Below are 14,434 nucleotides of genomic sequence, written 5' to 3'. Positions count from 1 at the left end.
CGATCGGACGATGGAAATAAAAAAGCCGCTCGGTGGAAACCGAGCGGCTTTTGAACGGCTGGCTAGTTGTTGGAGCCCGAATCGTCAGACCCGAGCCCCGCCAACTCACTCCGCCGGATGTTGCTGTTCTGCAGGTGCAGCTTCGGGCGTACCGAAATCGAACGATTCTTCCGCTGCGATCTGGTCGAAGCGTTCGCGATCCGACATTTCCTTGCTCTTGCGCGCCTTGTGGAACGCGAGACCGGTACCGGCCGGAATCAGACGGCCGACGATCACGTTTTCCTTCAGGCCACGCAGATCGTCGCGCTTGCCCATGATTGCCGCTTCGGTCAGCACGCGAGTCGTTTCCTGGAACGACGCCGCAGAGATGAACGAATCGGTCGAGAGCGAAGCCTTCGTGATACCGAGCAGCACGTTCTCGTAGGTCGCGGGGATCTTGTCTTCCGCGGCCATCCGGTCGTTCTCGTCCAGCATGTCCGAACGTTCGACTTGTTCACCCATGATGAAACGCGTATCGCCGTTATCGACGATCTGAACACGACGCAACATCTGACGCACGATCACCTCGATGTGCTTGTCGTTGATCTTCACGCCCTGCAGACGGTACACGTCCTGCACTTCGTCCACGATGTAACGCGACAGCGCTTCGATACCCTGCAGACGCAGGATGTCGTGCGGATCGGCCGGACCGTCCACGATCATTTCGCCCTTGTTGACGACCTGACCATCGTGAACCAGAACCTGCTTTTCCTTCGCGATCAGGAACTCGTGCTGTTCGCCTTCGAGATCCGTGATCACGAGACGCTGCTTGCCCTTCGTGTCCTTACCGAACGACGTCGTGCCCGTGACTTCCGCCAGAATGCCGGCGTCCTTCGGCGAGCGCGCTTCGAACAGTTCGGCCACGCGCGGCAGACCACCGGTAATGTCACGCGTTTTCTGCGCTTCAACCGGGATCCGTGCCAGCACTTCACCGACCTGCACTTGCTGACCATCCTTCACGGTGATCAGTGCGCCGACCTGGAAGCCGATCTGCACCGAATGCTCGGTGTTCGGGATCTTCACTTCCTCGCCCTGCGCGTCGAGCAGTTTCACCTGCGGACGAACACTCTTGGCAGCCTGCGAGCCACGCCGCTTCACGTCGATCACGACCAAGGTCGAAAGACCGGTCACATCGTCGATCTGCTTCGCAACCGTCACGCCTTCCTCGACGTTCTCGAACTTCACCGTACCGCCCCACTCGGTGATGATCGGACGCGTCAGCGGATCCCATTGAGCCAGTTGCGTACCGGCCTTGATCTGCGCGCCGTCGAGTTGCAGCAGCGTCGCGCCGTACGGGATTTTGTGACGTTCACGTTCACGACCGAGGTCGTCGGCGATGATCGCCTCGCCTGAGCGCGAAATGACGACCTGCTCGCCCTTCGCGTTCGTGACGTAACGCATCGTCGGCGTGAAACGCACCGTGCCGTTGCTCTTCGCTTCAACCGACGAAGCCACCGCCGCACGCGACGCCGCACCACCGATGTGGAACGTACGCATCGTAAGCTGCGTGCCCGGCTCGCCGATCGATTGCGCCGCGATCACACCGACCGCTTCGCCGACGTTCACGCGCGAACCACGACCCAGGTCGCGGCCATAGCAGCTTGCGCACAGGCCGTAACGCGTTTCGCAGGTGAGCGGCGTGCGCACGCGCACTTCGTCGATGCCGAGGCGTTCGATTTCCTCGACCGCGTCTTCATCGAGCAGATCGCCGGACGCGTAGAGCGTTTCCTGCGATTCCGGATTGACGACGTCGGCCACCGCAACCCGACCGAGAATCCGGTCACGCAGCGCTTCGACGACTTCGCCGCCTTCGACCAGCGCCTTCATCGCCACGCCGTTCGTCGTGCCGCAATCGTCCTCGACCACGACCAGATCCTGCGTCACGTCGACGAGACGCCGCGTCAGGTAACCCGAGTTCGCCGTCTTGAGCGCCGTATCAGCCAGACCCTTACGTGCACCGTGGGTCGAGATGAAGTACTGCAACACGTTCAGGCCTTCGCGGAAGTTCGCCGTAATCGGCGTCTCGATGATCGAGCCGTCCGGCTTCGCCATCAGGCCACGCATACCGGCCAGCTGACGAATCTGCACAGCGGAACCGCGCGCGCCCGAGTCGGCCATCATGTAGATCGAGTTGAACGATTCCTGCTTCGTCTGGTTGCCGTCGCGATCGACCACCGGCTCCGTCGCGAGCTGCTCCATCATCGCCTTGCCGACCGCTTCCGACGTCGCCGACCAGATGTCGACCACGTTGTTGTAGCGTTCCTGCGCGGTGACGAGACCCGACATGTACTGACGGTCGTATTCCTTCACCTTCTTCGCGGCATCGCCGACGATCGTTTCTTTCTGCGGCGGCACGAGCATGTCGTCGACGCAAATCGAAATGCCCGCGCGCGTCGCGAGACGGAAACCCATCTGCATCAGCTGGTCGGCGAAGATCACCGTTTCGCGGAGACCGCACTTGCGGAACGCCGTGTTGATCAGGCGCGAAATTTCCTTCTTCTTCAGCGGCTTGTTCAGCACCGTGAACGGCAGGCCCGGCGGCAAAATCTCCGACAGGATCGAACGGCCGACCGTGGTGGCGAACAACGAGATCTTCGGCACGAACTTCGGCGCGCCTTCGCTCTGGTCTTCGTTGTGGACCATTTCGGTGATCCGCACGTTGACGCGCGATGCCAGCTCGACTTCCTTGTTCTCGTACGCGCGGATCACTTCCGACACGCCCGTGAACGTCATGCCTTCGCCCTTGCCGTTCACCGCTTCACGCGATGCATAGTAGAGACCCAGCACGATATCCTGCGACGGCACGATCGACGGATCGCCGTTCGCCGGGAACAGGACGTTGTTCGACGCCAGCATCAGCGTGCGCGCTTCCATCTGCGCTTCCAGCGACAGCGGCACGTGAACGGCCATCTGGTCACCGTCGAAGTCGGCGTTGAACGCCGCGCAAACGAGCGGATGCAGCTGGATCGCCTTGCCTTCGATCAGCACCGGCTCGAAAGCCTGGATGCCGAGTCGGTGCAGCGTCGGCGCGCGGTTCAGCATGACCGGATGTTCGCGAATGACCTCTTCGAGAATGTCCCACACCACCGGCGTCTGGTTCTCGACTTCCTTCTTCGCCGCCTTGATGGTCGTAGCGACGCCCATCACTTCCAGCTTATTGAAGATGAACGGCTTGAACAGTTCGAGCGCCATCAGCTTCGGCAGGCCGCACTGATGCAGCTTGAGCGTCGGACCGACCACGATCACCGAACGGCCCGAATAGTCGACACGCTTGCCGAGCAAGTTCTGACGGAAACGACCGCCCTTGCCCTTGATCATGTCGGCGAGCGACTTCAGCGGACGCTTGTTCGCGCCCGTCATCGCCTTGCCGCGACGACCGTTGTCGAGCAGCGAATCCACGGCTTCCTGCAGCATCCGCTTTTCGTTGCGGACGATGATTTCAGGCGCCTTCAGTTCGAGCAAACGCTTCAACCGGTTGTTACGGTTGATCACGCGGCGATACAGGTCGTTCAGGTCCGACGTCGCGAAACGGCCGCCGTCGAGCGGCACGAGCGGACGCAGTTCCGGCGGCAGCACCGGCAGCACTTCGAGCACCATCCAGTCGGGCTTGATGCCCGAACGCTGGAAGGCCTCGAGCACTTTCAGGCGCTTAGCGTACTTCTTGATCTTCGCTTCCGAACCCGTGTTCTTGAGTTCGGTGCGCAGCATCTCGACCTGTTCGTCGATGTTGATCGCGCGCAGCAGTTCGCGCACGCCTTCCGCGCCCATCTCGGCGCGGAACTCGTCACCGTACTCTTCGACCTTGTTGTAGTAATCCTCTTCCGTCATGATCTGCCGCGCTTTCAGCGGCGTCATGCCCGGATCGATCACCACGTATGCCTCGAAATACAGCACGCGCTCGATGTCGCGCAACGTCATGTCGAGCACCATGCCCAGACGCGACGGCAACGACTTCAGGAACCAGATGTGCGCAACCGGCGAGGCCAGTTCGATGTGGCCCATCCGTTCGCGACGCACCTTCGCGAGCGTCACTTCGACGCCGCACTTTTCGCAGATCACGCCGCGGTGCTTCAGGCGCTTGTACTTGCCGCACAGGCACTCGTAGTCCTTGATCGGCCCGAAGATCTTCGCGCAGAACAGACCATCGCGTTCCGGCTTGAATGTGCGGTAGTTGATGGTTTCCGGCTTCTTGACTTCACCGAACGACCACGAACGAATCTTGTCGGGCGAGGCCAGACCGATCTTGATCGCGTCGAATACTTCTTCTTGCTGGACTTGCTTGAATAGATCGAGCAGAGCTTTCATTGCCTTCTCTCCGTAGTCCGATTAGTTGCGGTCGAGGTCGATGTCGATACCCAGCGAGCGGATTTCCTTCACGAGCACGTTGAAGGATTCCGGCATGCCTGCATCGATCACGTGATCGCCCTTCACCAGGTTCTCATAAACCTTGGTCCGGCCCGCCACGTCATCCGACTTCACCGTCAGCATTTCCTGCAGCACGTAAGACGCGCCATACGCTTCGAGCGCCCACACTTCCATCTCACCGAAACGCTGGCCACCGAACTGCGCCTTACCACCCAGCGGCTGCTGCGTGACGAGCGAGTACGGTCCGGTCGAACGTGCGTGCATCTTGTCGTCGACCAAGTGGTGCAGCTTCAGGTAGTGCATGTAGCCGACCGTCACGGTCCGTTCAAACGGTTCGCCCGTGCGGCCGTCGCTCAACTGAACCTGATTCTTCGACTTCGTCATGCCGAGCTGCTTCGCGATGTCGTCCGGGAACGCCAGATCCAGCGCGCGCTCCATTTCGCCTTCCGTCGCGCCGTCGAACACCGGCGTCGCGAACGGCACGCCTTCGCGCAGGTTACGCGCCAGCTCGACGATTTCGTCGTCGCTGAAGCTTTCCAGCTCTTCGGCACGGCCCGACTCGTTGTAAATCTTAGTCAGGAAGCTACGGAGTTCCTCGATCTTCGCCTGCGCCTGCAGCATTTCGCCGATACGCCAGCCGAGACCCTTCGCGGCCCAGCCCAGATGCACTTCGAGAATCTGACCCACGTTCATCCGCGACGGCACGCCGAGCGGATTCAGCACGACGTCTGCCGGACGGCCGTCGGCCATGTACGGCATGTCTTCGATCGGTACGATCTTCGACACGACACCCTTGTTACCGTGACGGCCGGCCATCTTGTCGCCCGGCTGCAAACGGCGCTTCACCGCCAGATACACCTTGACCATCTTCAGCACGCCCGGCGGCAGTTCGTCGCCTTGCGTCAGCTTCTTGCGCTTCTCTTCGAACGCGAGGTCGAACTGGTGGCGCTTCTGTTCGATCGAGTCCTTGATGGCTTCGAGCTGCGCCGCTGCTTCTTCGTCCGCCAGGCGGATGTCGAACCAGTGGTAGTGGTCGAGGTCTTCCAGGTACGGCAGATCGATCGCCGTGCCCTTCGCCAGCTTCTTCGGACCGCCGTTCGCGATCTTGCCGTTCAGCATGCGCGCGAGACGCGAGAACGCGTCGCCTTCCACGATGCGCAACTGGTCGTTCAAATCGAGGCGATAGCGCTTCAGTTCGTCGTCGATGATCTGTTGCGCGCGCTTGTCGCGCGTGATGCCTTCGCGCGTGAACACCTGCACGTCGATCACCGTGCCGCTCATGCCCGACGGCACGCGCAGCGACGTATCCTTCACGTCCGACGCCTTCTCACCGAAGATCGCGCGCAGCAGCTTTTCTTCCGGCGTCAGTTGGGTTTCGCCCTTCGGCGTCACCTTGCCGACCAGCACGTCGCCCGCTTCGACTTCCGCGCCGATGTACACGATGCCCGACTCGTCGAGACGGCCAAGCTGCACTTCAGCGAGATTCGAAATGTCGCGCGTGATTTCTTCCGGTCCGAGCTTCGTGTCACGAGCCACGACGTTCAGTTCTTCGATGTGGATCGACGTGTAACGGTCGTCCGCCACGACTTTTTCCGAGATCAGGATCGAGTCTTCGAAGTTGTAGCCGTTCCACGGCATGAACGCGACAAGCATGTTCTGACCGAGCGCGAGTTCGCCCAGGTCGGTCGATGCGCCATCGGCCAGCACGTCGCCACGCGACACCTTGTCGCCGACCTTCACGATGGGACGCTGGTTGATGTTCGTGTTCTGGTTCGAACGCGTGTACTTGATCAGGTTGTAGATGTCGACACCGACATCGCCCGCGACCGCTTCGTCGTCGTTCACGCGAATCACGATACGGCCCGCGTCGACGTAATCCACCACGCCACCGCGGAACGCCTGCACCGTCGTACCCGAGTCGACCGCAACCGTGCGCTCGATACCCGTACCGACCACGGCCTTTTCAGGACGCAGGCAAGGAACGGCCTGACGTTGCATGTTCGAGCCCATCAACGCGCGGTTCGCGTCGTCGTGCTCGAGGAACGGAATCAGCGATGCCGCCACCGACACGATCTGCGACGGCGCCACGTCCATGTACTGGATGCGGTCCGGCGTGACCATCAGCGTTTCGCCCGCTTCACGCGACGACACCAGTTCATCGGTCAGCGTGCCGTCTTCGCCCATGGCGGCATTCGCCTGCGCGATCACGTAGCGGCCTTCCTCGATCGCCGACAGATAGTCGATCTGATCCGTCACCTTGCTGTCCACGACCTTGCGATACGGCGTTTCGAGGAAGCCGTATTCGTTCAGGTGCGCGTAGAGCGCGAGCGAGTTGATCAGGCCGATGTTCGGACCTTCCGGCGTTTCAATCGGGCAGACACGACCATAGTGCGTCGGGTGCACGTCGCGGACTTCGAAGCCTGCGCGCTCACGCGTCAAACCGCCCGGTCCAAGAGCCGACACACGGCGCTTGTGGGTGATTTCCGACAGCGGGTTGGTCTGGTCCATGAACTGCGACAACTGCGACGAACCGAAGAACTCGCGAATCGCCGACGAAATCGGTTTCGAGTTGATCAGGTCGTGCGGCATCAGGTTTTCGCTTTCCGCTTGGCCCAGACGTTCCTTCACGGCACGTTCGACGCGCACGAGACCGGCGCGGAACTGGTTTTCAGCGAGTTCACCGACGCAACGCACACGACGATTGCCCAAGTGGTCGATGTCGTCCACTTCGCCCTTGCCGTTACGCAACTCGACCAGAATCTTGATGGTCGCGAGGATGTCGTCGTCCTGCAGCGTCATCGGGCCGATGATTTCATCGCGGCCCACGCGGCGATTGAACTTCATGCGACCGACTTTCGACAGGTCGTACGCGTCTTCGCTATAGAAAAGACGGTTGAACAACGCCTCCACGGCTTCTTCGGTCGGCGGTTCGCCCGGACGCATCATGCGGTAGATCGCGATGCGCGCGGCCATCCTGTCGGCGGTTTCATCGATGCGCAGCGTCGACGAGATGTACGGACCTTGATCCAGATCGTTTGTGTAGAGCGTTTGGATGTCCTTGACCTTCGCTTCGCGCAGCTTCTCGAGCACCGTTTCGGTGATTTCGTCGTTCGCGTTCGCGATCACTTCGCCCGTCTCGCCATCGACGACGTTCTTCGCCAGCACCCGGCCAAGCAGATAGTCTTCCGGAACCGAGATGAACTTGGTCTTCGCGCTTTCGAGGTCGCGGATGTGCTTCGCGTTGATCCGCTTGTCCTTCGTGACGATGACGTTGCCTTCGCGATCCTGGATGTCAAAGCGCGCGACTTCGCCGCGCAGGCGTTCCGGCACGAATTCCATCTGCGCGCCTTCGTTCATCAGCGCGAAGTTGTCGAACACGAAGAAGTTCGCAAGGATCTGTTCCGGCGTCAGGCCGATGGCTTTCAGCAAAATCGTGACCGGCATCTTTCGGCGACGGTCGACGCGGAAATACAGTACGTCCTTCGGGTCAAATTCGAAGTCGAGCCACGAACCGCGGTAGGGGATGATCCGCGCGGAGAACAGCAGCTTGCCTGAACTATGCGTTTTGCCCTTGTCGTGCTCGAAGAACACGCCTGGCGAACGGTGCAACTGCGACACGATCACGCGTTCCGTGCCGTTGATGACGAACGAGCCGGTCGGCGTCATGAGCGGAATTTCGCCCATGTACACTTCCTGCTCCTTCACCTCCTTGACGACGGGTTTGCTCGGCGATTCCTTGTCGAGCAGCACGAGGCGTACCTTGGCGCGCAAGGCGGAGCAATAGGTCAGGCCGCGCTGTTGGCATTCCTTGATGTTGAACGCCGGCGGAGAAAGCATGTAGCTGACGAATTCGAGTCGCGCGAAACCGTTGTGCGAAACGATCGGAAAAACCGACGAAAAAGCGGCTTGCAAGCCTTCCGATTTCCGTTGCGTCGCGGACGTGTCTGCTTGCAGAAACGTCGTGAATGATTCAAGCTGGGTAGCCAGCAAGAACGGAACTTGGTGAACGATGGGGCGCTTCGCGAAACTCTTGCGAATACGCTTCTTCTCGGTGAAGGAATATTGCATACGATCTCCGAATCACGGCGGGCGTTGCCGAGGCGGGATACCTCGATGACACGACCCGGTGTTCACCGACTGAGACTCGTGAGTCGCCCTGCGAGGACGAACGAGCCTAGAAGCTTGGTGGTTGGCCGCTACCAACCGCTGGCTGACGGCAGCGGATGCCTGTGTTGCCCGCTACCCGACCAAACTTGCCTTCTGCAGTCGCTTCAGAAGACAAAGAGAAGTATCGGCATGATATTCCGATCGACAATTCTCTTTGGCCTCTAGGCAGACTTTTTTGCCGAAACCGGCAATTAATAAGTTAGTCCGCACAAAGCACAAAAAGGCCGGCGGTGGAAACCGCCAGCCTCCGCAAAGCGCAATGAAACTTACTTGATTTCAGCTTTCGCGCCTGCTTCTTCCAACTTCTTCTTCGCTTCTTCAGCGGCAGCCTTCGGTACCGCTTCCTTCACAGGCTTCGGTGCACCGTCGACCAGGTCCTTCGCTTCCTTCAGGCCGAGACCCGTCAGTTCACGAACAGCCTTAATGACCGAAACCTTGTTCGCGCCGATTTCCGTCAGGTTGACCGTGAATTCGGTTTGTTCTTCAGCGACTGCAGCTGCAGCGCCTGCCGGGCCAGCGACAGCAACTGCTGCAGCCGACACGCCGAACTTCTCTTCGAACGCCTTGACCAGCTCGTTCAGTTCCAGAACCGACATCGAGCCTACGGCTTCGAGGATGTCTTCTTTTGCGATTGCCATTTGAAATACTCCTAGATTGAATTCGGATCGAGCTAGCGATCTAGCTATTACCTAACTGAGCAACTGGTGCCCAAGTGAATACGTTACGCAGCTTCGCCCTGCTTCTTTTCCGCGAGCGCGGCGAGGCCACGCGCGAAGCCAGCAACAGGCGCTTGCATAACGTAAAGCAGCTTGGAGAGCAGTTCTTCGCGGCTCGGGATGTTGGCCAGCGCTTGCACGCCTGCCTTGTCCATCACGTTGCCTTCGTAGGAACCAGCCTTGATGATCAACTTGTCATTGCCCTTGCCGAAGTCATTGACGACCTTGGCTGCAGCAATGGCATCTTCCGAGATGCCGTAGATCAGAGGACCGGTCATCTGCTCAGCCAGCGGAGCGAACGGCGTACCTTCCACGGCGCGACGCGCCAGCGTGTTTTTCAACACGCGGAGATACACCTGCTGCTCGCGCGCTTTCGCACGCAGCTTGGTCAGATCGCCAACCGTGATCCCACGATACTCAGCGAGCACCATCGTCTGAGCCTTCGCGACTTGCGCGGCGACTTCGGCGACGACTGCCTGCTTACTTTCTTTGTTCAGTGGCACGGTTAAACCTCCAGATTCGACGCGCCGACGTGGCACATCGCGTTCAACAACGGCGTCCGACCTGTTAGGAGCATTTCGATCAGCTGGTGTACACCATTTGGCATACGACAACCGACTTCAACCACTACAAAACTTTCCGGGTTCGCCATCTGCGTTGGCCTTCATTAAGGTCACGCCTACCCAATGCGTCACCACCAACGGTCTTTGACAACCGGCTGGGGCTCAACCATCTGAACCACAGCCGCCCAAAGCCCTCCACGCACAGCCAACCGGCCATGCGCACAATTCTTTACTGCGCGAGCGTTCCTTGATCGACGCGCACGCCGACACCCATGGTGCTCGACAATGCGATCTTGCGCAGATACACGCCCTTGCTGGTCGCCGGTTTGGCCTTTTGAAGGGCTTCCACCAGTGCCGACAGGTTCTGACGCAACGATGCCGGCTCGAACGAAGCACGGCCGATCGTTGCGTGGATGATACCGCCCTTATCCACACGGAACTGGACCTGACCCGCCTTGGCGTTCTTCACAGCCTGGGCGACGTCGGCGGTAACCGTACCAACCTTCGGATTCGGCATCAGGCCGCGCGGACCGAGAATCTGACCGAGCGTACCAACGACGCGCATCGTGTCCGGCGAAGCGATCACGACGTCGAAGTTCAGATTGCCGGCTTTGACCTGCTCAGCCAGGTCTTCCATACCGACGATCTCTGCGCCAGCAGCACGAGCCTGCTCCGCTTTTTCGCCTTGCGCGAACACCGCGACGCGAACCGACTTTCCCGTACCCGCCGGCAGAACGACCGAGCCGCGAACCACTTGGTCAGACTTCTTGGCGTCGATGCCGAGTTGCACAGCCACGTCGATCGATTCGTCGAACTTGGCGCTTGCGCATTCTTTGACGAGGTTCAGCGCATCGTCGACGGGATAAAGCTTCTGACGGTCGACCTTGGTCGCGAACGCTTGAAGACGCTTAGAAAGCTTAGCCATTTACACGCCCTCCACGGTGATGCCCATCGAACGGGCGCTACCAGCGATAGTACGGACCGCTGCATCCAGATCCGCTGCCGTCAAGTCGGGCAGCTTGGTCTTCGCGATTTCTTCCGCTTGCGCGCGGGTGATAGTGCCGACCTTATCGGTGTGCGGCTTTGCCGAACCCTTGTCGATCTTGGCCGCTTTCTTGATCAGAACGGTGGCCGGCGGCGTCTTCATGATGAACGTGAAGCTCTTGTCCGCGAATGCCGTAATGACGACCGGCACCGGCAGACCCGGCTCCATCGCTTGAGTCTGCGCGTTGAACGCCTTGCAGAACTCCATGATGTTCAGGCCACGTTGGCCCAGTGCCGGACCGACCGGCGGCGACGGGTTGGCTTTACCTGCAGGAATCTGCAGCTTGATAAAGCCAATGATTTTCTTTGCCATGTTGAAAACCTCTTCTGAACGCATTAGCGTTCGGTGAGTGATAGCGCGCTTTTGCCGAAAGTCGGCTACTTACGCTCCTCAACGGCCACGACGCGGACCGTAAGCGCGAATTGCGCGACGGGCGTGAGCACGGCGCGCAGAATTCAGATCTACAATTTTTCGACCTGGCCGAACTCAAGTTCAACCGGAGTCGAGCGACCAAAGATGGTTACGGATACGCGAACGCGCGACTTCTCATAGTTCACTTCTTCGACGTTTCCGTTAAAGTCAGTGAACGGGCCGTCCTTCACGCGAACCATCTCCCCTACCTCAAACAACGTCTTCGGGCGCGGTTTTTCTACGCCTTCCTGCATTTGAGACATGATTTTTTCAACTTCCCGCGGGGAAATCGGGCTTGGACGATTACGCGCCCCACCAACAAACCCTGTGACCTTAGCCGTATTCTTCACCAAGTGCCACGTCTCGTCCGTCATTTCCATTTCGACTAAGACGTAGCCCGGGAAGAAACGACGCTCGGTCACCGACTTATGACCACCCTTCACCTCAACGACCTCTTCGGTCGGAACCAGGATCTGGCCGAACTGATCCTGCATGCCGGCGCGTTCAATGCGCTCCTGAAGCGCCCGCTGCACGCTCTTTTCCATTCCAGAGTAAGCGTGCACAACATACCAACGTTTTCCACTCGGGGATGCCGGAGTATCGCTCATATCATTTCCAACCCAGAATCACCGAGAAAATCATCCATTCTATCGACTTATCGCTAAGCCAGAGAAAGATGGCCATGATCAGTACAAAGGCGAAGACCACCAGCGTTGTCTGCGTTGCTTCCTTGCGGGTCGGCCAAACAACCTTACGAACTTCCTTGTACGAATCTTTGGCGAAGGCGATGAACCCCTTCCCCGGCGCGGAGAGCAGACCGACCGCCACTCCCGCGACAACGCCGATAGCCAACGCGGCGCCGCGAACGTACCACTCCTGGCCACCGAGCCAGAAGAAACCCACGAACCCGGCCAATACCAACAATACGCCCGCGGCCACCATCAACTTGTCGCTGGAAGTATTTACAGTTTCGACGGAAGGATTCGCCATAACACCTTGAACAGCGCCACTTGGCGCAATAATGTGGCAGGGGCAGAGGGAATCGAACCCCCAACCTTCGGTTTTGGAGACCGACGCTCTGCCAGTTGAGCTATACCCCTAAACCATTTGGGGTCGACGCTATCGACGACCCCGAAAACTACCGATTATCGAGAAAATTTCTGGCTTTTACTCGAGAATCTTCGCAACGACACCCGCGCCGACCGTACGGCCGCCTTCACGGATGGCGAAGCGCAGGCCTTCTTCCATCGCGATCGGGTTGATCAGCTTTACCGTGATCGACACGTTGTCGCCCGGCATGACCATTTCCTTGTCCTTCGGCAACTCGATCGAACCGGTCACGTCCGTCGTACGGAAGTAGAACTGCGGGCGATAGTTGTTGAAGAACGGCGTGTGACGACCGCCTTCGTCCTTCGACAGAACATACACCTCTGCCGTGAAGTGCGTGTGCGGGTTGATCGAACCCGGCTTGGCCAGCACCTGACCACGCTCGACGTCTTCACGCTTCGTGCCGCGCAGCAGGATACCGACGTTGTCGCCCGCTTGACCTTGGTCGAGCAGCTTGCGGAACATTTCCACGCCCGTGCAGGTCGTCTTCACCGTCGGCTTGATACCAACGATTTCGATTTCTTCACCAACCTTCACCACGCCGCGCTCGATACGGCCCGTCACCACCGTGCCGCGACCCGAGATCGAGAACACATCTTCCACCGGCATCAGGAACGCGCCGTCAACTGCACGCTCCGGCGTCGGGATGTACGTGTCCAGTGCGTCGGCCAGGTTCATGATCGCCACTTCGCCCAGCTCGCCCTTGTCGCCTTCCAGCGCGAGCTTGGCCGAACCCTTGATGATCGGCGTGTCGTCGCCCGGGAAGTCGTACTTCGAGAGGAGCTCGCGCACTTCCATTTCGACGAGCTCGAGCAGCTCGGCATCATCAACCATGTCGCACTTGTTCAGGAACACGATGATGTACGGCACGCCAACCTGACGAGCCAACAGGATGTGCTCACGCGTTTGCGGCATCGGGCCGTCGGCGGCCGAACACACCAGGATCGCGCCGTCCATCTGCGCGGCACCCGTGATCATGTTCTTCACATAGTCGGCGTGACCCGGGCAATCGACGTGTGCGTAGTGGCGGTTAGCCGTTTTGTACTCGACGTGCGCCGTGTTGATCGTGATACCACGCGCCTTTTCTTCCGGCGCCGCGTCGATCTGGTCATACGCCTTGGCTTCGCCGCCGAACTTCTTGGTCAGCACCGTCGTGATCGCTGCCGTCAGCGTGGTCTTGCCGTGGTCAACGTGACCAATCGTTCCAACGTTCACGTGCGGCTTGGTCCGCTCGAATTTACCTTTGGCCATTTTCGACTCCTAACAGGATTTTCGTACCTTGCGCCGCGCGCAAACACTCTAAACCGAAGCTACTGGTGCCCATGGGCAGGATCGAACTGCCGACCTCTCCCTTACCAAGGGAGTGCTCTACCACTGAGCCACATGGGCGCAACCATTGATGTTGGAGCGGGTGAAGGGAATCGAACCCTCGTCATAAGCTTGGAAGGCTTCTGCTCTACCATTGAGCTACACCCGCACGGGCGTTGATTCCCTACGTATTACCGCTTTAATTCTGGTGGAGGAGGTTGGATTCGAACCAACGTAGGCGTAAGCCAACAGATTTACAGTCTGCCCCCTTTAGCCGCTCGGGCACCCCTCCGCAGAGAACTATCGATTATGAGAGAACAACACGCTTGTGTCAAGCCCAACATTCGATCTGGCTCGATTAGCCCTCTCATATATAGCCGCGCCCCAACGCAAAAACCCCACTTTGAGGGTGGGGTTTTTGTTTAACGCATGAGGAGCCTGACGATTACCTACTTTCACACGGGAGATCCGCACTATCATCGGCGTGGAGTCGTTTCACGGTCCTGTTCGGGATGGGAAGGGGTGGTACCAACTCGCTATGGTCATGAGGCATGACTTGTTGCTGTGTCGTTTCTGGGGGAGACGCCACAACCAATCTGGGAAGAAGTAGTCGAACTGCGCGGGTTAAGCGCGTTCGGTGTTACTTGGGCTGTGCTTGTTGGCACAACACTTGACTCAACCTGGTGTGCGCTACTCCCTTCGGGAGCGGGGTC

General features: G+C 59.3%; 9 protein-coding genes, 4 tRNA genes and 1 rRNA gene. All 14 read right to left on the bottom strand.

Annotated elements, in window-relative coordinates; translation table 11 throughout:
* Positions 1–105 precede the first annotated feature (105 nt).
* The 14 genes from rpoC to rrf all read right to left on the bottom strand — a co-directional run bounded on the left by rpoC (position 106) and on the right by rrf (position 14,271).
* The gene (gene rpoC, locus AWB67_RS18935) at positions 106–4,344 is read right to left on the bottom strand and encodes a DNA-directed RNA polymerase subunit beta' (RefSeq protein WP_087657787.1); all 4,239 of its coding nucleotides are present in this window, start codon (positions 4,342–4,344) and stop codon (positions 106–108) included.
* Positions 4,345–4,365: 21 nt separating this feature from the next.
* Complete coding sequence (gene rpoB / locus AWB67_RS18930) at positions 4,366–8,472, bottom strand: DNA-directed RNA polymerase subunit beta (RefSeq protein WP_087657786.1); 4,107 nt, start codon at positions 8,470–8,472, stop codon at positions 4,366–4,368.
* A gap of 365 nt (positions 8,473–8,837) precedes the next feature.
* Positions 8,838–9,209: a 50S ribosomal protein L7/L12 gene (rplL, locus tag AWB67_RS18925; protein ID WP_087657785.1), complete on the bottom strand. Its 372-nt coding sequence runs from the start codon at positions 9,207–9,209 to the stop codon at positions 8,838–8,840.
* A gap of 83 nt (positions 9,210–9,292) precedes the next feature.
* Positions 9,293–9,790 (bottom strand): 50S ribosomal protein L10, encoded by a 498-nt coding sequence (gene rplJ, locus AWB67_RS18920; RefSeq protein WP_087657784.1) that lies wholly within the window; start codon positions 9,788–9,790, stop codon positions 9,293–9,295.
* 289 nt (positions 9,791–10,079) lie between these two features.
* Entirely contained in the window at positions 10,080–10,775 is a 696-nt protein-coding gene (gene rplA / locus AWB67_RS18915; protein WP_087657783.1) for a 50S ribosomal protein L1, read from the bottom strand.
* Positions 10,776–11,207 carry a 50S ribosomal protein L11 gene (rplK, locus tag AWB67_RS18910; protein WP_087657864.1) on the bottom strand — a complete coding sequence of 144 codons (432 nt, stop codon included), beginning with the start codon at positions 11,205–11,207 and terminating at the stop codon, positions 10,776–10,778.
* A gap of 149 nt (positions 11,208–11,356) precedes the next feature.
* On the bottom strand, positions 11,357–11,914 hold the full coding sequence (gene nusG / locus AWB67_RS18905; protein ID WP_035935568.1) for a transcription termination/antitermination protein NusG: 558 nt from the start codon (positions 11,912–11,914) through the stop codon (positions 11,357–11,359).
* 1 nt (position 11,915) lies between these two features.
* Positions 11,916–12,296: a preprotein translocase subunit SecE gene (secE, locus tag AWB67_RS18900; RefSeq protein WP_087657782.1), complete on the bottom strand. Its 381-nt coding sequence runs from the start codon at positions 12,294–12,296 to the stop codon at positions 11,916–11,918.
* A gap of 34 nt (positions 12,297–12,330) precedes the next feature.
* Positions 12,331–12,406: transfer RNA gene (locus AWB67_RS18895), tRNA-Trp, on the bottom strand.
* Positions 12,407–12,473: 67 nt separating this feature from the next.
* Positions 12,474–13,664: an elongation factor Tu gene (gene tuf, locus AWB67_RS18890; protein ID WP_087657781.1), complete on the bottom strand. Its 1,191-nt coding sequence runs from the start codon at positions 13,662–13,664 to the stop codon at positions 12,474–12,476.
* Between the two features lie 63 nt (positions 13,665–13,727).
* A tRNA-Thr gene (locus AWB67_RS18885) sits at positions 13,728–13,802 on the bottom strand.
* A gap of 14 nt (positions 13,803–13,816) precedes the next feature.
* Positions 13,817–13,890: transfer RNA gene (locus AWB67_RS18880), tRNA-Gly, on the bottom strand.
* A 37-nt stretch (positions 13,891–13,927) separates the two neighbouring features.
* Positions 13,928–14,013: transfer RNA gene (locus AWB67_RS18875), tRNA-Tyr, on the bottom strand.
* 144 nt (positions 14,014–14,157) lie between these two features.
* Positions 14,158–14,271: ribosomal RNA gene (rrf, locus tag AWB67_RS18870) — 5S ribosomal RNA — on the bottom strand.
* Positions 14,272–14,434: the final 163 nt, after the last annotated feature.

The organism is Caballeronia terrestris (assembly GCF_001544515.1).
In the GTDB taxonomy this organism is placed as follows: Bacteria; Pseudomonadota; Gammaproteobacteria; order Burkholderiales; family Burkholderiaceae; genus Caballeronia; species Caballeronia terrestris.
Note: the sequence above shows the minus strand (reverse complement) of the source record. Positions and strands in the feature narration are given on the sequence as shown.